The organism is Streptomyces sp. NPDC104367, from assembly GCF_055583825.1.
Genome location: NZ_JBVJND010000052.1, coordinates 19,888 through 37,722 on the forward strand (window position 1 = coordinate 19,888; position 17,835 = coordinate 37,722).

The window sequence follows — 17,835 nt, forward strand, 5'->3', positions numbered from 1 at the left end:
TTTCGAAGGAGCCTGCATGAAATTCGGAGACGATCTGCGGATCAAGACCGTGACCTCGTGGTTCCCACCGGACCGCGAGAACGTCGAGGACGCCGTGGCGGCCGGGAAGCTGACCGGTCCGGACGCGGAGCGGCTCGGCGTCAGCCACCTGCCGTTCTCGGCCGCCCTGTCCGCTCCCGAGATGGCCGCGGAGGCCGGCCGCGCCGCACTGGGCAGGGCGGGCTGGAGCCCGTCTGCCGTCGGCCTGGTCCTGCACACCTGGATCTACCACCAGGGCCATGACATGTGGTCGCCGCCGCACTACGTGGCCCAGGCGGTCGGTGCCGGCACCGCCACCCCCTACGGCGTCCAACAGGGCTGCAACGCCGGCTCTCTGGCCCTGCAGCTGGCCGGGATGCACCTGGACGCGGACCCGGGGCTGGATGCCGTGCTCGTCACCACGGGCGACCGGTTCTGTCCTCCGGGCATGGACCGATGGACCTCCGACTACGGGCTCGGCTTCGGCGACGCGGGCACCGCGGCCCTGGTGCACCGGGGCGACGCGGAACCCGACGACTACGCCCTGCTGTCCCTGGCCACCGCAACCGACGCCCGGTTCGAGCTGATGATGCGGCACGGCAACGACTTCAGCCCGGCTCCCATGTGGCACGACGGCTTCATCGACCTGCGCACTCCGAAGAAGTCCTACATGGCGGCGTACGGCAAGGAGAAGTTCGAGACCATCGCCGGCCGCAACATCCGCAAGGTGATCACCGACAGCCTGCACGACGCGGGGCTGGAGCCCGGCGACCCGCGGATCAGGTACATCGCGCTGCCCCGGCTCGGGGCGAGCCTGCTGGACTCCATCTACGGCCCCGTGCTCGACGAGCTGCTCAAGGCCGAGGCCCTGCGGTTCGGCTCCGCCACCGGCCACCTCGGGTGCGGCGACTTCTTCGCCAACCTCGCCGACATGCGCGACCGGGTGCCGCTGGAGTCGGGCGATGTAGCGCTGGTGATCAGCGGCGGGGCGGCCTGGACCTGGGCCTGCGCCGTCGTGCAGGTACCGGACGGCCCGTCGCAGGACCGGGCCTTGGCGAAGGGCGTGTGATGGGCTACGGATTCCTCGGCCTGGGCGGCCACGTGCCGCCGCGGGTCATCGACAACGCGCAGGTCGCCCGGTGGACGGGCGCGGAGGAGAGCTGGATCGTCGAGCGGACCGGCATTCTGGAGCGCCGCTACCGCGAGCCCGGCACCGCCACCTCCGACCTGGCGCTGCACGCCGCGCGCGAGGCGCTGGAGGCGGTGCCGGAGGCGGCGGCCCGGCTGGGTGTGATGGTCGTGGCCACCTCCACCCCGGACCAGCCGCAGCCCTCCACCGGGGCCATCCTGCAGAACAAGCTCGGTCTGTCCGAGGTCCCGGCGTTCGACGTCAACGCGGTGTGTTCGGGCTTCCTCTACGCGCTGGCGGTCGCCGACTCGATGCTGTCGGCACGGCTGGCCGGCCAGGGCGGCGACCACGCCCTGGTGGTCGGCACGGACATGTACTCCTCGCTGATGAACCGCACCGACCGGCGCACCGTCAGCCTCTTCGGCGACGGGGCCGGCGCGGTGCTGCTCGGTCCGGTGCCCGACGGGTACGGGGTGCTGGGCTGGCGGCTGGTCGCCCACGGCGAGCACCGCGAGCTGGTCGAGGTGCCCGCCGGCGGCACCCGTACGCCGCTGGACGCCCGCAGCCGGGAGGCCGGCGAGCACCTGTTCCGCATGCGGGGCCGCGAGGTGCGCGAGTACGCGCTCGGCGTGCTGCCCAAGGTCGTCGGCGAGGCGCTGGACTCGGCCGGGGTGCGGTTGCAGGACGTGGACCGCTTCATCCTGCACCAGGCCAACACCCGCTTGGTCGAGGCCTGTACGCGCGAACTGGGCGTCGATCCGGACCGGGTGCCGCTGACCGCACCGCGGTTCGGCAACACCGCCACCGCCTCCATCCCCCTCACCCTGCGCGCGGAGAACGAGCGGCGGCCCTTGCGCCGGGGCGAGCACCTGGTGCTGGCCGGAGTGGGCGGCGGCATGACCGCGGGGGCCGTGGTCGTCCGCTGGCACTGAGCCCTCCCCCGGTGAACACCGCTGCCAGCCATGCAAGCGCTGCGAAAGGAACCAGACATGCCGACTGCGACAGCGGCGGGACTGCGCTGCTACGAACTGTGGGACCCGATGCCCGACGAAGTGCGCGAAGGCGCCCGGCGGTTCGCCACCGTCCAGGCGCTCAACGAGCTGGTGGGCGTGCTGCCGTTCGCCGAGTGGCTGGACCGCGCGCCCAGCTGCACCCGGCGCCAGATGCTGATGGCCAAGGTCCAGGACGAGGTGGGCCACGGGCACGTGGCCGCGCGGGTCGCCGAGGACCTGGGCATGCCCCGCGAGCGGATCCTGGTGGACTACCTGGAGGGCCGCTCGAAGGTGCACAACATCTTCCACTACTCCTTCGCCTCCTGGGAGGAGTTCGGCCCCGGGCTGCTGCTGATGAACTCGGCGGCGATCTTCCAGTTCCGGTCGCTGATGAAGGGCGTCTACCTGCCCTACGGCCGGGCGCTGCGCAAGATCGAGCGCGAGGAGTCCTTCCACTACCAGCACGCCCTGGACCTGACCCACGAGGTGCTCACGCACGGGGACGCCGACCAGCGCCGCCGCGTGCAGGAGGGCTTCGAGACGTGGCTGCCGCGGGTGCTGGCCTACCTCGGCCCGCCGGACACCGACACCCTGCACGCCAACCGCATGCACCAGATCGGCCTGAAGCCCGACGGCAACGACGAGCTGCGCCAGGCCTGGCTCAGCAAGATCATCCCGGTGTTCGAGAAGCTCGGCGTGCACGTGGACCCCGCGCTGGCCCGCCGGCTGCCCTCGGATAAATGGGAGTTCGCGATGCCCGACTGGGCCGAGGTGAAGAAGGTCATCGCGGGCGGCGGCCCCGCCTCGCAGCGCCGGCTGGAGTGGGTGCGCGGCGCCCTGGACCGCAACGCGCGCTACCGGCGCGCACTGCGGGGGGTGGCGTGATGCCGCACGTTCCCACCGACACCGACGTCTACGAGGTGTTCGCGCAGACCGGCAGCGGCTCGCCGCTGCACCACGTCGGCTCCCTGGTGGCGCCGCGCCGGGACGCCGCCTGGCACCTGGCCAAGGAGACCTACGGGCGCCGCGACGACCTCTTCCGGCTCTGGGTGGTACGGCGCACCGACCTGATCGTCTCCAGCGCCGGCGACCGCGGCCTGCTCGCGGCCAAGACCCGGATGCCGCACCGCCAGCCCGGCTTCCCCACCACCCGCCGCCGCGACCGCTCCACCACCCCGGACACCGCTGCCCCGCCGCAGCAGGAACCCGCGTCCGCCGGGTCCGGCGATCAGCGCGGGGCCACCGGCCCCGGCCCGAGCCGGTTGTGGCCGGCGCTCGCCGAGGACCTGTTCGTGCTGGGCAACCGGCTGGGCGAGCGCATCGTCGACTACATCGACCTGGAGGAGTCGCTGGCGGTCGGCTCGATCGGCCAGGAGGCGCTCGCGCATGCCGAGACGATCCTGACGCTGCACGGATTCGACGCCTCCGCCGCCGACGCCCACCTCTTCGAGCGGCCGCAGGAGCAGTGGCGGGTCTCCCGTGTCATCGGGCTGCTTACCGACTGGCCGTCCACCGTGGCGTGCGGGCTGGTGCTCGCCGCGGCCGTCAGCGTGCTCGCCGAGGAACGCGCCGCCGATGAGCCCGCGTTCGCCGCCATCCGCGACGAACAGCTGGTCCACCTGGAGCACTGGCGGCGCTGGGCACGTGCGCTGGCCGCCTGGCCCGAGACGGAACAGGAGTTCGCACAGGCCTACGCCGACGTGACGCACTGCGCCGGCGACCTGTTCGGCGCCGACCCGCACAACGCCCCGACGCAAACGCTGCACGCGCGTCTGGCCGCACGCATCGGCGACAGCGGCGTCCCCGGCTCCCGCCTGCCGCACCAGCCGGTGCCACGGGCCGCCGGCCGGGGCGGCAGCGTCCTGGCCGGCTGCCTCGCACGCGGCCGCCTCGTGCGCGAGCACTACGCCCCGGAGGTGTTCCTGTGAACGCCCCCACGGCCACCCCGGCCCCCGACCCGCTCACCGCCGTCGTCTACGACGTGCTCGATCCCGAGATCGACGTCACCCTGGGCGACCTCGGAGTGGTGCGCTCGCTCTCCCGCACCGACGGCCGGATCGTGGTCCGCCTCGCCCCCACCCGGCTCGGCTGCCCCGCCCGCGGGGAGATCGCCCGGCGGGTGCGCACCGCCCTCACCGACGCCGCACCCGGGCACGCCGTCGAGATCGTGTGGGAGCGCGGCACATGGCAGCCCGCCGCGGTGACCGCCGCCGGGCACGACGCCCTGCGCAGCGCCGGCTACCGCGTGGCGGGCAGCACGCCCCGCTGCCCCTACTGCGCCGGCGAGGACGTCGTCCGCGCAGGCCGCTTCGGCGGCGCGGTCTGCAAGGTGCCCTACGACTGCCGCGGCTGCGGATCGCCCTTCGATGTGATCGGTACGGCCGGCTGCCGCGCCGTGCTCCCGGTCCCCGACGTCAGGCAAGGAGGATCATGATGAGGCTCGCCGGAAAGACGGCCGTGATCACCGGGGGCTCCCGGGGACTGGGCCGCGCGATCGCCGAACGCTATCTGCTCGAGGGCGCGCAGGTGGTGTGCGCCGCCCGCAACCCCTACGACATCAAGGAGGTCCTCGACCTCTCCCCCGGCCGCGGCGCCTACGTCCCGGTCGACGTCACCAGCCCCGACTCGGTCACCGCGCTGATGGCCGAGACCGCCGGCCTCTTCGGCGGCGTGGACATCCTGGTCGCCAACGCCGGGGTGAGCCGGGACGGGCGGGTGGAGCGGCTGCCGGTCACCGACTGGCAGGACATGGTGGCCACCAACCTGACCGGGGTGTTCCTGTGCACCCAGGCCGCGATCCCCTACCTGGAACGCAGCCAGGCCCCCCGGATCGTCAACGTCTCCTCCAGCATGGCCACCCGGGTCGCCGTCGGAGCGGCCGGATACTGCGCCACCAAGGCCGCGGTGGAGATGTTCACCCGCGTCAGCGCCATCGAGCTCGGCCCCCGCGGCATCCTGGTCAACTCCCTGGCCCCCGGCATCCTCGACGAGGGCATGGGCCGGCAGCTCACCGAGAACGACAGGATCTGGGCGCGCTACAAGACCCGGCTTTCGCTCGGCCGGCCCGGCGGCGCCGACGAGGCCGCCGACGCGGCCGTCTTCCTGGCCGGTCCCGAATCCAGCTACGTCAACGGCCACGTCCTCGAAGTCAACGGAGGCCTGCTGTGGTCATGACCAGTGCACCGACGGTGGAACGCCTTTCCGCGTACCTGGACCTCGACGGAGCGGTGGGCATCCTGCGCCTGGACCGGCCGCCGCTGAACGTGCTCGACCGTGCGGCGCAGTCGGCGCTGCGCGCCGCGGCCGAGCAGGCCGCCGGCGACGAGCGGATCCGCACGGTGGTCCTGTACGGCGGGCCCACGGCCTTCTCGGCCGGCGGCGACATCAAGGAGATGGCCGCGATGACGCACGCCGAGATGGTGCGGCACGCGCCCGTCCTCCAGGGCGCCTTCGACGCGGTGGCCGCCATCCCCAAACCGGTGGTGGCCGCGATCAACGGGCCCGCCCTCGGCGGCGGTTGCGAGCTGGCGCTGACCGCGGACGCCCGCATCTGCGGTACCGAGGCACGCCTGGGGCTGCCCGAGGTCCTGCTCGGCGTCGTCCCCGGAGCCGGCGGCACCCAGCGGCTGCCCCGGCTGATCGGCCCGGCCAAGGCCAAGGAACTCATCTTCACCGGCCGCCAGGTCGGTGCGGACGAGGCCCTGCAGCTGGGCCTGGTGGACCAGGTCGTGCCGACCGACCAGGTGCTGCCCAGCGCACTGCGCTGGGCGCGGCGCTTCGCCAAGGGCCCCGCGCTGGCCCTGCACGCCGCCAAGACGGCCGTGGACCAGGGTCTTGCGACCGACCTGGCCTGCGGTCTGGCCATCGAACGGGCGGTGTTCGCCGCCCTGTTCGCCACCGAGGACCGGCTCACCGGCATGCGGACCTTCGCCGCCGAGGGGCCCGGCCGCGCCGCCTTCAACGGGAGGTAGCCGTCATGCGTGAAGCGACCGAAGCGTTCCGGCGCGCCCGCGACCACCTGCTGTCCTCCTACGGGGACCTGCCGCGCGCCCGCGCCTTCCCCCGGCCCGCACTCGGCGAGACGTTCAGCTGGGTCGCGGACTGGTTCGACGTCATCGCCGACGGCAACGACGCCACCGCACTGCGCGTGGTCGACCTCGACCGGCAGGGCGCGGTCCTCGCCGACACCGCGCTGAGCTTCTCCGAACTGGCCGGACGCTCCCGGCGCGTGGCCGGCTGGCTGCACTCGATCGGCGTGCGGCGCGGGGAGCGCATCCTGCTCATGCTCGGCAACCGGGTGGAGCTGTGGGAGTGCGTGCTGGCCGCGTTCCGGCTGGGCGCCGCGGTCATCCCCGCGGCCGTCCAGCTCACCCCCGAGGACCTGGCCGAACGGCTGGAGCGCGGCGCGGTGCGCCACGTCATCGCCCAGGCCGACCTCACCCCCAGGCTGGAGGGCCTGCACGGCGGTTGGACACGCGTCGCCGTCGGAGGCCCGGTGGCGGGCTGGCAGGACTACCAGCAGGCCTACACCGCCGCACCGCTGCGGGAGGCGGTACGGCCCCGGCCCGAGGACCCCTCGCTCATCTACTTCACCTCCGGCACCACGGCCCGTCCCAAGATGGTCGGGCACACCGGGCTGAGCTATCCGGTCGGTCACCTGTCGACCATGTACTGGCTCGGTCTGCGCCCCGGTGACGTGCACCTGAACATCTCCTCGCCCGGGTGGGCCAAACACGCCTGGAGCTGTCTGTTCGCCCCCTGGAACGCGCAGGCGTCGGTCCTGGTCGTCAACCAGCCCCGGTTCGCGGCCCGTCCGCTGCTTGAGATGATGTCGCGCTACGCGGCCACCTCCTTCTGCGCGCCGCCCACCGTGTGGCGCAGCCTCATCCAGGAGGACCTGACCCGGTGGCCGATCCGGCTGCGCGAGGCGGTGGCCGCCGGGGAACCGCTCAACGCGGAGGTCGTGCACCGCGTCCGCGACGCCTGGGGCGTCACGGTACGGGACGGCTACGGGCAGACCGAGACGACCGCCCAGATCGGCACCCCGCCGGGGATGCCGGCCGTGGAGGGCGCGCTGGGCTGGGCGCTGCCGGGCTACGACATGGCCCTGCTGGACGCGCGGACCAACACCCCCCTCCTCGACGGGGCGGCAGAAGGCGAGATCTGCCTGCCGCTGGCCGGCCGGCCCCTGGGCCTGATGAGCGGCTACCTCGGCGATCCCGAGGCGACCGCGCGCGCCCTGCACGGCGGCCTCTACCACACCGGCGACTTCGCCACCCGCGACGCCGAGGGCCTCTTCCGTTACCTGGGACGCGGCGACGACGTCTTCAAGGCGTCCGACTACCGCATCTCCCCCTTCGAACTGGAGAGCGTGCTGCTGCGGCACGCGGCCGTCGCCGACGCCGCGGTGGTGCCCTCACCCGAGCCGCTGCGCCTGGCCGTACCCAAGGCCTACATCGCCCTGGCCGCCGACTACGAGCCGGAGGCGCGGACCGCGCAGCAGATCCTCGCGCACGCCCGCGAGCACCTCGCCCCCTACAAGCGGATACGCCGGATCGAGTTCGCCGAGCTGCCCAAGACCGTCTCCGGCAAGACCCAGCGGGCCGAGCTGCGCAGGCGCGAGGAGCAGCGGCGCACGCGCTCTCCGCAGGAGTGGTGGGAGGAGGACTTTTCCGGCTAGCGCCCCGCTCCCCGGGTGCGGCTGTCCGGGGGCGGTGTTCGCGCCGTGCCACGGGCGCCCTTCATCCGGCCGGTGAGCGGGCCGCGCCGTGCCATCGGCGCCGCCCGCCCGCCTGTACCGCCCCCCGGGCCGCACCACCTCACCGGCACCCTCGCCCACTGAGCCTCGGAGACACCATGACACCCGGCCCCGCCCCCGCAAGGCAGCGCACCCAGGCCGTATTGAGCAGCCTCATCGGCAACAGCATCGAGTTCTACGAGTTCCTCATCTACGGCTCCTTCTCCTCCTTGTACTTCGGCACCCTGTTCTTCCCCTCCTTCGCGCCCGCCACCGCAACCCTGCTGTCGCTGTCGACGTTCGCGGTCGCGTTCGTGGGCAGGCCGCTCGGCGCGGTCGTCTTCGGGCACCTGGGGGACCGGCTGGGCCGCAGGACGACGCTGGTCACCACGCTCACCGTGATGGGCGGTGCGACGGTTCTGATCGGCCTGCTGCCCACCTACCGCACGATCGGGGTCGCCGCCCCGGTCCTGCTGACCGTCCTGCGGTTCGTCCAGGGATGCTCGCTCGGCGGGGAGTCCAGCGGCGGCTTCCTGATGGCGCTGGAGAACGCCCGGCCCGGCAGGCGGGGCCTGCTCACGGCCGTCGTCGGCACCGGCAACGCCTGGGGGCTGCTGCTGGCCAACGGGGTGCTGCTGCTGGTCACCCTGCTGCCGGACCGTCAGGTGCTGTCGTGGGGGTGGCGGCTGCCGTTCCTGTTCAGCGCGGTGCTCGTGGCCTTCGCGCTGCGGGTGCGGCTGCGGCTGGCGGAGACCCCCGAGTTCGAGCAGGTCAAGTCCGAAGGCGGCGTCAGGACCGTGCCGGCGCTGGAGATCGTCGGGCGGCACGGTCTGCTCACCCTGTGCGCGTCGTTGTCGGCGCTGCCGATGTTCCTGGTCTTCTACCTCGGGTCGGTGTTCTCGCTCAAATACGCCGCGAGCATCCACGCCGGCCGCGCGCAGATGCTGACGCTGCTCGCCGGGTCGTGCGTCTTCCTGATCGTGGCCATGCCGTTCTTCGGCCGGCTCGGGGACCGCCGAGGCCGCAAAGGGTTCTTCGTCGGCGGCATCGCCGTCATGACGGTGGCCCCCTTCGCCTGGTTCCCGCTGCTTCAGACCAGGTCCCTGCCCCTGATGGCGCTGGGCTTCCTGGTCCTGTTCGCCGGGTTCGCCGCGAACTACGGCGTGCAGGGCGCCTTCTACCCGCAGCTGTTCCCCACGGCGCTGCGCTACTCCGGGATGTCCATCAGCTACAACGTGGGCGGTCTGCTCGGCGGCGCCGTCAGCCCGCTCATCGCCACCTCCCTGCTCGGTACCTACCACAGCTGGATACCGATCGCCCTGTACATGGCCGCGACCGGTGTCATCGGCCTGGCCGCGTCGCTGTTCCTGCGCGAGCGGCCCGCCGGCTCACCCGCCCGACCCGCCACTGCCGTACGGCCGGTGGCCGCGCCCGCCGACGTCGCCACCGCCGGCAGCTGAGCGGAGGCCGGCGCAGCCCTCCCCGTCCGATCCGAAGTCAGGAAGTCCTCCATGACAGCCCTGTCCGTCACCCGCTGCCCCGTCCTCGACCCCACCGGCCGGGCGATGCACGCGGAAGCCACCTCGCTGCGCGAGGCACCCGCCGTGCTGGTGGAGCTTCCGGGACCCGTCCGCGCCTGGGCGGTCACCCGGCACAGCGTGATCCAGTCGCTCACCAACGACCCGCGTGTCTCGCGCGACATACGGCGGCACTGGCCCGACCTCGCCCGCATGCCCGACGGCTGGCCGCTGGCCGCCCTCGCCCTGCAGCAGAGCTTCTTCAACTTCTACGGCGAGCAGCACCGCACCTCCCGGCGCCGGGTCGCCCCCACGTTCTCACCGCGGCAGGTCGAACGCATGCGCCCGCAGGTCCAGGCGACCGCCGACCGGCTGATCGACGCCCTGGCCGCACTGCCCCCGGGGTCCGTCGCCGACATCCGCCAGGCCCTCGCGCTGCCCCTGACCATCACCGTCATCTGCGACCTGTTCGGCGTCCCCGGCCACCTGCGCACCACGATCGGCACCGGGATCGACGCGGTGCTGAACTCCTCCCTCGGCCCGAAGGAGGCGCAGGCCGCCAACGACACCCTGTACGAGCGGCTCGGCGAACTGCTGCGCTACAAGCGCCAGTACCCGGCCGCCGACCTGACCAGCGACCTGCTGCTGCCTGCCGGCCCCGGCCAGGAGCCGCTGTCGGAGGACGTGCTGCTGGGCACGCTGTTCCTGATGATCGGCGCCGGTTACGAGACCACCGTCAACCTCATCACCAGCGCCGTCCACGCCGTGCTCGGCCATCCCGAGACCCTCGCTCTGATCCGCGGGGGGACCATCGGCTGGAAGGACGTCATCGAGGAGACGCTGCGTATCGAGGGCCCGATCATGCACATACCGATGCGCTGCGCGCTGGAGGACATCGACCTGGGCGAAGGCGTCGTCATCCGCAAGGGCGATGCGATCACGGTCGCCTTCGCGGCCGCCGGACGCGACCCGCACCTGCACCCGCAGTGCCCCGAACGCTTCGACCCCGCGCGGGCCAGCAAGGAGCACCTCGCGTTCGGCCACGGCCCCCACTTCTGCCTCGGCGCGCACCTCGCCCGCCTCGAGGCGGACGTCGCCCTGAGCACGCTCTTCGGCCGGCTGCCCGAGCTCGCCCTGGCCCACCCCGGCCAGCAGCCCCCGCGCGTGGAGTCCTTCATCATCAACGGACCCCGGCGCCTGGACGTCGTCCTGCGACCGGCCTGAGGGGCCCCGCGCCGCCCCGGCGCCGCCTGCCGGGAACCCCGGGGCGGCGCCGGGGTGTGTCCGCGGCCGCATCGCCCGATGGCCGGGGCCGCTCCCCCACGGCGCCGGCCGGGATCACGTCCCGGCCGGCGCCGTTCGCCCCTCCCGGCCGGTAGGGCCACCGGGGGCGTGGAGCCGGGCACGTCGACCGCTCCCTGCACGCCGTCGACGCAGCGGGCCGGGAGGGCCGTTGCGGTGCGGGCGCCCGGGCAGCACGGCGGCGCCCGGCGGGACCTCCCGCCGGGCGCCGCTGCCTGCCCGCGTCGTGCCGGGTGCCGAAGGCGGCTGCGGTTCAGGCCCAGAGCGGGCCGAGCGCCGCCGGCGAGCGGTGGCGCAGTGTGTTGTCGAGGTGGATGCCGTGCGCGACCCGCTCCGCCTGGGTCCGGGTGGAGGCGATGAGCAGCGGCATCACCGAACCGCCCTCGGGCAGGCCCGCGTAGTACAGCCCCGGCAGGGTGCCCGCGCCCGCGCGGTGCACCGGCATGCCGGTGTCGTTCAGGGCGGCGGGCGGCAGGATGCGGTAGTCGGGTACGAATCCCGTGGCCCAGACGATGGACGTGATGGTGTGGGCGGTCAGGTCCAGCCTGTCCCCGTAGTCCGTGAACAGCGCGTCGTCGAAGGGGGCTGCGGGCGTGCGGCCGGGCACGACCAGGCCGTGCCGCGCTATCGCGGTGTCGATGGCCGCCAGGAGCTCGGACTCGGCGTGGGCCGCGGCCCACGCGACGGCGCGGACGTTGTCCTGCAGGTGCAGGACGTCGCCCTGTGCGCCGCGGACGGTGCCGACGAGGGTGACGCCCTTGCGGGCCAGCACCCCGAGGTTGAGGTCGCGGCCGCCGGCCTTGCCGGTGAGCACCGACACGCCGGGCAGGACCGGCGAGTTGCCGCGCCCGCCGGAGGCGGACTCCAGGTTGCCCTCCAGCGGCAGCAGTTGCAGCCAGTCCAGGACCTGGGCGCCGCGGTAGCGGCGCGGCGAGGTCTTGTGGCGGCCGACGGCCAGGTACACCTGCCGGCCGGCGTCGCTGAGGTCCTCGGCGATCTGCTGGCCGCTGTTGCCCGAGCCGACGACGAGGACCGCGCCGGGTGGCAGCGACTGGGGGGTGCGGTAGTAGCGGGTGTGCAGCTGGGTGATCGACGGGTCGATCCGGGCGGTCAGTTCGGGCAGGCGCGGTGCGCAGTAGCCGCCGAGGGCGGCGACGACGTTGCGGGCCTCGACGGTTCGGCCGTTTTCCAGGTGGAGGCGGAAGCGTGCGTCGGGGTGGTCGGGCGTGTCGAGAGGTGAGGCGACGGACCGCACGGGGGTGTGCTCGCGCACGTCGATGCCCGCCTGGGCCACGTAGCGCCGCAGCCGTGCGGCGACCTCGCGGGCGGGCATGTAGCCCTCGGGGTCGTCGCCGTCGTAGGGCATGCCGGGGAAGGTGACGGTCCGGTTGGGCGTGTTGACGCGCAGGCTCTCCCAGCGCTCCTTCGCCCAGGTCTGGCCGATCTCTCCGCGCTCGAAGACCGCCGCCCGGTAGCCGAGGCGGGCAAGGCAGCCCGCGACCGAGCAGCCTTGCTGGCCCCCTCCGACGACGGCGGTCTCGACGAACTCGGTCATCATGGCTGCGCTCCTGGTCCGCTTGGGGTGTGGTGTGTGCTGGCGCGGTGGTGCGTCATGGGCCGGCGTCCCCGCCGGTGGCGTCGGCCCAGGGCAGTACGACCGTCTTGCCGGTGGCCTGGTCGGCCTCCATGCGGCGGTGGGCCGCCTCGATGTCGTCCAGGGCGAAGACGGCATCGAGGCGGGGGCGGTAGCGGCCGGCCTGGACGGCGTCGACGATGCGCTGCAGCAGGCCCTGGCCGCCGGCGCCCTTGAGGGTGTCGCTGTGGAAGGCGGTGAGGCGGGTTCCGGTGGGGATCATGGCGATCGGTTCGAAGTCGGGGATCAGCCAGCCGCTGAGCGAACCCGCCACGCACACCGTCCCGCCGCGGCGCACCAGCCGCAGCGAGTCGGGCACGGTGTGGGTGCCCACCAGGTCCAGGACGTGGTCCGGTCCGTCGGGCCACAGCGCGTGCAGGGCGTCGGCCGGGGGCCGGCCGTCGTCGAGCAGGACGTGGTCGGCGCCGGCCGCTTTCAGTGCGTCTGTCTTGCTCTGGTTGCGGGTGGTCGCCGCGGTCTCGATGCCGTGGGCGGCGGCGATCTGCAGCGCGGCCAGCCCCACCGAGGAGGTGCCGCCGCGGATCAGCAGCCGTCCCCCGCCGGGCAGGACGCCCAGGGCGTCCAGGGCGCCGTGCGCGGTCAGGTAGGTCTCGGGCAGTGCGGCCAGGACCTCCCACGGCAGAGTGGTGGTCACCGGCATCAGCAGGGCGTTGGGCAGCAGCGCGTACTGCGCGTAGCCGCCGTCGAACCGGCGGCCCATCTCCCCCATGAGCGCGGCCACCGTCGTGCCCGCCGGCAGCCCGGGGTCGGTGGAGTCGGCCACGGTGCCCACGCACTCGATGCCGAGCACGCGGGGGAAGGAGACGCCCGGGGAATGTCCCTGACGGGTCCGCAGTTCGGAGCGGTTCAGGCCCGCGCCCTCCACGCGTACCAGGCTCCAGCCCTCGCGGACCTCGGGGACGGGCAGGTCGCGGATCTGCAGGACCTGCGGACCGCCCGCCCGCACGCAGACCGCCGCGCGCATCGTCGTCTTCATGAGGCAACCACCTTGCTGATGTCCGGTTTGCGGTCAGGCTTCGTCGACGACGTCGAGGGAGGGGGCCCAGCGGGGGATCTCCTCGCGGCCGGAGGGCAGGCGCAGGCTGCGGCTGAAGCTGTACTCCTGCAGGGTCTCCAGGGCGTGTTCGCGGCCGTATCCGCTGGCGCCGACGCCGCCGAACGGGGTGCCGGTGAAGGCGCGGTTGTAGTGGTTGACGAACACGATGCCGGCCTTCAGTTCGCGGCTGACCCGCAGGGCGCGCTCGGAGTCGCGGGTGAACACGCCGGCGACCAGGCCGAACTCGGTGCCGTTGGCGATGCGGACGGCCTCGGCCTCGTCGCGGAAGGGGATCAGGCACACGACGGGCCCGAAGATCTCCTCCTGTGCGATGCGCATGTCGGGGCTGACGGCGGTGAACAGGGTCGGCGGTACGTAGTAGCCGTCGGCCAGTTCGGGGTCGGTGGGCAGGGGTGCCTGCGCGGCGATGGTCGCGCCTTCGCGGACGCCGATGTCGAGGTAGTCCAGGACCCGCTGCCGCTGTGCGGGGCTGACCAGGGGGCCGACGTGGGTGGCGGCGTCGGAGCCGGCGCCGACCTTCAGCCGTGCGACGGCGGAGGCGAGGCGGCGGGCCACCTCGTCGTGCAGGTCGGCGTGGACCAGGACGCGGGAGGAAGCGGTGCAGGCCTCGCCCTGGTTGAAGTAGCCGCCCTCGACGGCCCAGCGCAGCGCCGAGTCCACGTCCGCGTCGTCGAAGATCATCAGGGCGTTCTTGCCGCCGAGCTCCAGCAGCGTCGGCGTCAGGTTGTCGGCGGCCGTCCTGATCACGGCCCGGCCCGTGGTGGGCGCGCCGGTGAAGGAGATCTTGCCGACCAGGTGGTGGCCGGCCAGGTGGGCGCCGACCTCGCCGCCGCCGGGCACGATGTGCACGACGTCGTCCGGCAGCACCGACTGGACCAGTTCGGCGATGCGCAGCACCGACAGGGGTGCCTGCTCCGGCGGCTTCATGACCACGGCGTTGCCCGCAGCCAGGGCGGGGGCGAGCTTGCCGGCGGTGTGCAGCGGGGGCCAGTTGAACGGCACGATCGCGCCCACCACGCCGAACGGCTCGCGCACCGTGACGTCGAGCATGCTGCCCGCGTCCCGTACCTGGCCGGGCATCGCCTCGCACAGGCCGGCGAACATCTCGAAGATGGTGACCGCGCCCTCCAGGTCGAACTGGCGCGCCTGGGTGAACGGCTTGCCGTTGTCGCTGGACTCCAGGGCCGCGATCTCGTCGGCGTGCTCGCGGATGACCTGGGCGACCTTGTACAGCCAGCGGCCTCGCTCGCGCGGGGTGCGGGCCTTCCACGCGTAGTGGGCCTCGTGGGCGGTCCTGACCGCCTGGTCCACCCGGTCCGCGTCGGCCCCCTGGATGACCGTCAGGGGCCGGCCGGTGGCCGGGTCGTCCACGGTGAAGCGGTCGGCCTCGTTCTGGGACGACCAGCGGGTGCTCAGGACTTGTACGGCTTCGGCGGTCGTGGACACGGGGTTCCTCCTGGTAGGGCGCCGGCGTCGCCGGCTCGGTCTGGTGGTGGTGGGGATCAGGTGTGCGGGGCCAGTCGTTCGCACAGTGCCTTGGCGATCCGCTCGGCGACCACGACGGCGGGGACGTTCGTGGCGACGCGGGGCATCGCGGGGAACACCGAGGCGTCCGCGACGCTCAGGCCCTCCACGCCGTGCACGGCGCCGTCGGCGTCGACCACGGCGCCCGGGTCGTCGCAGCGGCCCATGCGCATCGTGGCGCTGGCGTGGTTGTAGTGCGCCGGGGCGCGGCGCACGGCCTCGGCCAGTTCGCGGTCGCTGATGTCCGTACCCGGTATCCGTTCGTCGGCCAGCAGGTCGGCCAGCGGGCGGGTGCGGGCCAGACGGCGGGCCAGACGGACCCCGTCGGCGACCCGTTCGGCGTCGTCGGCGGCGGTGTACAGGCCGAGGTCGATGGCCGGCGCGTGCCCGGGGTCGCGCGAGGCCAGCCGTACGCTGCCGCGGGAGCGGGGCTGGACGCAGGAGACGAAGAAGACCATGTCCCAGCCGGTGGGGTGGTTTTCCGCCCGTGGCACGAACTGTTCGGGCAGGCTGCCGGCCGGTACCGCGGCGGAGGGCAGGATCTGGACGTCGAAGTCGGGCTCGCCCTGGCCGGTGGCGACGCTGAGGACGCTGCCGAACACCGAGCGGGCCTCGGCCCGGGGGGGCTTGGCCGCGTGGACGTTCCAGTAGGCGGGGTGCTCGGTGAGGTTGCGTCCCACCCCGGGCAGGTCGGCCACCACGTCGATGCCGAGTGCGGTCAGCTCGCCGTGGTCGCCGATGCCCGACCGCAGGGCGATGGCGGGCGAGTTGTAGGCGCCGGCCGCGAGCACCACGTGCCGGGCGGGGATCTCCTCCCCGGTGGCCAGCCGCACGCCCCGGGCCCGGGTGCCGCGGAGCAGTACCCGGTCGACGAGCGTGTCGCCGCGCACCTGGAGGTTGGGCCGCTCGCGCACGGGGTTGAGGTAGCCGATGGCGGTGCTCAGCCGTATGCCGTCGGCCGCGCTGAGCGGGGTGCGGGCGAAGCCGGGCACCCCGGGCGCGTTGAGGTCGGAGACCTGCGCATGCCCCAGGCGCAGGCCCGCCTGTTCGGCGGCGGCGGCGTGCTCGCCCAGGTCCTCGGGGGCGGGCAGCGTCATGCGGTAGGGGCCGCCCAGGCCGTGGTACTTCTCCTCGCCGTAGGGATAGTGCTCCATCCGCCGGTACAGGGGGAGCATCCGTTCGTAGCCCCAGGCGTCGCCGGCCGCGGCGGCCCACGCGTCGTGGTCGGCGGGGCGGGCCCGCATGGCGACGCAGACGTTGACGGCCGAGCTGCCGCCGATGACGCGGCCCCGCGGCACGGGCACCTGGTTGCCGAAGGCGTCCGGGGCGGAGTGGTAGCCCCAGTCGTAGGTGTAGGGGGCGTAGGTGGCGTCCTTGATGTCCGGCGGTGTGTCGTCGGTGGTGGCGAAGTCGGGGCCCGCCTCCAGCAGGAGGACCGAGCGCCGCGGGTCGGCGCTGAGCCGGTTGGCCAGGACGCAGCCGGCGGATCCGCCGCCGATCACGATCACGTCGTAGGTCATGGCGGCCGCCTACTCGGTCCGGGGCCGGCCGGCCGGGTGGCGCGGGCCGGGTGCTGGTGCGGTCATGATGCGGCCTCCCGCCGGGACGGGAGGTTCCAGTGCAGCTGCAGTTCCTCGAATCCGCGGGCGATGACGAGGCGTTCGCGGGTACGGGAGCCGGCGGGGCCCAGGCGCAGTCCGGGCAGGCGGTCGAAGAGCAGCGGGATGGCGACGCGCAGTTGCAGCCGTGCAAGGGAGGCGCCGAGGCAGGCGTGGACGCCGCGGCCGAAGGCCATCTGGTGCCGGCGGGGGCGGTCGGTGAGGGCGAAGTCGTCGGGGTTGTCGAAGACGCAGCCGTCCCGGTTGGCGGAGCCCCAGTGGACCATCACGCGGTCGCCGGGCACGAGGCGTCTGCCGCCCAGTTCCGTCTCGCGGGTCACGGTGCGGAACAGGCCCTGCACCGGGGACTCGAAGCGCAGGATCTCCTCGACCATCGCCTCGGCGGACGCCTCGCCCTCGCGCAGGGCGGCGAGCTGGTCGGGGTGCTCCAGCAGGGTGACCAGGCCGTTGCCGATGGCGCGGGTGACCGTGACGTGCCCGGCGATGATCAGGTTCATCACGATGCGCATCAGTTCCACGTCGTCGAGCCCGTGCTCGGTGCCGTACCGCGCCAGTGCGGAGACGAGGGAGTCCTCGCCGGCCCGGCCGGTGTCGTCCAGCAGACCCGTCACGTAGTGCTGCATGGTGACGACGTCGCGGGCCCACTCGGCGCGTTCGGCGGGCTCGCCGGTGCCCACGGACAGCTTCAGCCAGTTGGAGCTCCACTGCCGCAGCAGCGGCACGTCCCCGGGCGGCATGCCCAGGATCCGTGCCATGACGATCAGTGGCAGGGGCCAGGCGTAGCCCTCGATGATGTCGGCCCGGCCGTCCGCGGCGAACCGGTCGATCAGTTCCTCGGCGGTGTCCCGGACGAAGGGCTCCAGCGCGGCCACGCGCCGCGGGGTGAAGACGCGGTTGACGGCCAGGCGCAGCCGGGTGTGCTCCTCGCCGTCGCTCTCGGTCAGGTTCGGCGTCAGCGCCCAGCCTTCCGCCAGGACCTGCTTGACCTCGTCGGGCTCGGGTCCCGCGGTGATGCGCACCGCGCTCTGGGAGGAGAAGGCCTCGGGGTCGTGGACGACGCGCGCCACGTCCTCGTGGCGGGTGAGGATCCAGATGTCCCGGCCCGCGTCGTGGAGCACCGGGCACTGGGCGCGCATCTGTGCGTAGACGGGGTAGGGGTCGGCCAGTTGCTCGTCGCAGGTGGGGTCGAAGGTCGGTGTGGCGGTCGTCGAAGGCCCTTCGGCCCCGGCCGGGTACCCCGGGCCGCCCGGACGCCCGGGGTCGAGTGGGATGACGGACATCGGTGT

15 protein-coding genes are annotated in these 17,835 nt (G+C 73.5%); 10 read left to right on the top strand and 5 right to left on the bottom strand.

Annotated elements, in window-relative coordinates; translation table 11 throughout:
• Positions 1-16: 16 nt before the first annotated feature.
• The 10 genes from ACZ619_RS43065 to ACZ619_RS43110 all read left to right on the top strand — a co-directional run bounded on the left by ACZ619_RS43065 (position 17) and on the right by ACZ619_RS43110 (position 10,617).
• The gene (locus ACZ619_RS43065) at positions 17-1,087 is read left to right on the top strand and encodes a ketoacyl-ACP synthase III family protein (RefSeq protein WP_469611373.1); all 1,071 of its coding nucleotides are present in this window, start codon (positions 17-19) and stop codon (positions 1,085-1,087) included.
• The gene (locus ACZ619_RS43070; RefSeq protein ID WP_469611375.1) at positions 1,087-2,079 is read left to right on the top strand and encodes a 3-oxoacyl-ACP synthase III family protein; all 993 of its coding nucleotides are present in this window, start codon (positions 1,087-1,089) and stop codon (positions 2,077-2,079) included. Before ACZ619_RS43065 ends, ACZ619_RS43070 begins: the two co-directional genes overlap by 1 nt.
• Before the next feature lie 57 nt (positions 2,080-2,136).
• A complete protein-coding gene (locus ACZ619_RS43075) occupies positions 2,137-3,024 on the top strand; it encodes a Phenylacetic acid catabolic protein (RefSeq protein WP_469611377.1) in 888 nt (295 codons plus the stop codon).
• Positions 3,024-4,067 carry a Phenylacetic acid catabolic protein gene (locus ACZ619_RS43080; protein ID WP_469611379.1) on the top strand — a complete coding sequence of 348 codons (1,044 nt, stop codon included), beginning with the start codon at positions 3,024-3,026 and terminating at the stop codon, positions 4,065-4,067. Before ACZ619_RS43075 ends, ACZ619_RS43080 begins: the two co-directional genes overlap by 1 nt.
• A complete protein-coding gene (locus ACZ619_RS43085) occupies positions 4,064-4,573 on the top strand; it encodes an iron-sulfur cluster assembly protein (RefSeq protein WP_469611381.1) in 510 nt (169 codons plus the stop codon). The genes ACZ619_RS43080 and ACZ619_RS43085 overlap by 4 nt, the downstream gene beginning before the upstream one ends.
• Complete coding sequence (locus ACZ619_RS43090) at positions 4,570-5,313, top strand: SDR family NAD(P)-dependent oxidoreductase (RefSeq protein WP_469611383.1); 744 nt, start codon at positions 4,570-4,572, stop codon at positions 5,311-5,313. The genes ACZ619_RS43085 and ACZ619_RS43090 overlap by 4 nt, the downstream gene beginning before the upstream one ends.
• Positions 5,310-6,110, top strand: coding sequence for an enoyl-CoA hydratase/isomerase family protein (locus ACZ619_RS43095; protein WP_469611385.1), 801 nt, complete (start codon positions 5,310-5,312; stop codon positions 6,108-6,110). The genes ACZ619_RS43090 and ACZ619_RS43095 overlap by 4 nt, the downstream gene beginning before the upstream one ends.
• Positions 6,111-6,115: 5 nt before the next feature.
• Positions 6,116-7,819: an AMP-binding protein gene (locus tag ACZ619_RS43100; protein WP_469611387.1), complete on the top strand. Its 1,704-nt coding sequence runs from the start codon at positions 6,116-6,118 to the stop codon at positions 7,817-7,819.
• Between the two features lie 176 nt (positions 7,820-7,995).
• Positions 7,996-9,336 (top strand): MFS transporter, encoded by a 1,341-nt coding sequence (locus ACZ619_RS43105; protein ID WP_469611389.1) that lies wholly within the window; start codon positions 7,996-7,998, stop codon positions 9,334-9,336.
• Positions 9,337-9,387: 51 nt separating this feature from the next.
• A complete protein-coding gene (locus ACZ619_RS43110; protein WP_469611391.1) occupies positions 9,388-10,617 on the top strand; it encodes a cytochrome P450 family protein in 1,230 nt (409 codons plus the stop codon).
• Between the two features lie 331 nt (positions 10,618-10,948).
• On the opposite strand, the gene ACZ619_RS43115 is transcribed toward ACZ619_RS43110, so the two are convergent.
• From ACZ619_RS43115 to ACZ619_RS43135, 5 genes are all read right to left on the bottom strand, one after another.
• Positions 10,949-12,253 (bottom strand): flavin-containing monooxygenase, encoded by a 1,305-nt coding sequence (locus ACZ619_RS43115; RefSeq protein WP_469611393.1) that lies wholly within the window; start codon positions 12,251-12,253, stop codon positions 10,949-10,951.
• 52 nt (positions 12,254-12,305) lie between these two features.
• A complete protein-coding gene (locus tag ACZ619_RS43120) occupies positions 12,306-13,325 on the bottom strand; it encodes a zinc-binding dehydrogenase (protein WP_469611395.1) in 1,020 nt (339 codons plus the stop codon).
• Between the two features lie 33 nt (positions 13,326-13,358).
• On the bottom strand, positions 13,359-14,852 hold the full coding sequence (locus ACZ619_RS43125; protein ID WP_469611397.1) for an aldehyde dehydrogenase family protein: 1,494 nt from the start codon (positions 14,850-14,852) through the stop codon (positions 13,359-13,361).
• Positions 14,853-14,908: 56 nt separating this feature from the next.
• Positions 14,909-16,450: a GMC family oxidoreductase gene (locus ACZ619_RS43130; protein WP_469611399.1), complete on the bottom strand. Its 1,542-nt coding sequence runs from the start codon at positions 16,448-16,450 to the stop codon at positions 14,909-14,911.
• Between the two features lie 62 nt (positions 16,451-16,512).
• Positions 16,513-17,829, bottom strand: coding sequence for a cytochrome P450 (locus tag ACZ619_RS43135; RefSeq protein ID WP_469611401.1), 1,317 nt, complete (start codon positions 17,827-17,829; stop codon positions 16,513-16,515).
• Positions 17,830-17,835 lie beyond the last annotated feature (6 nt).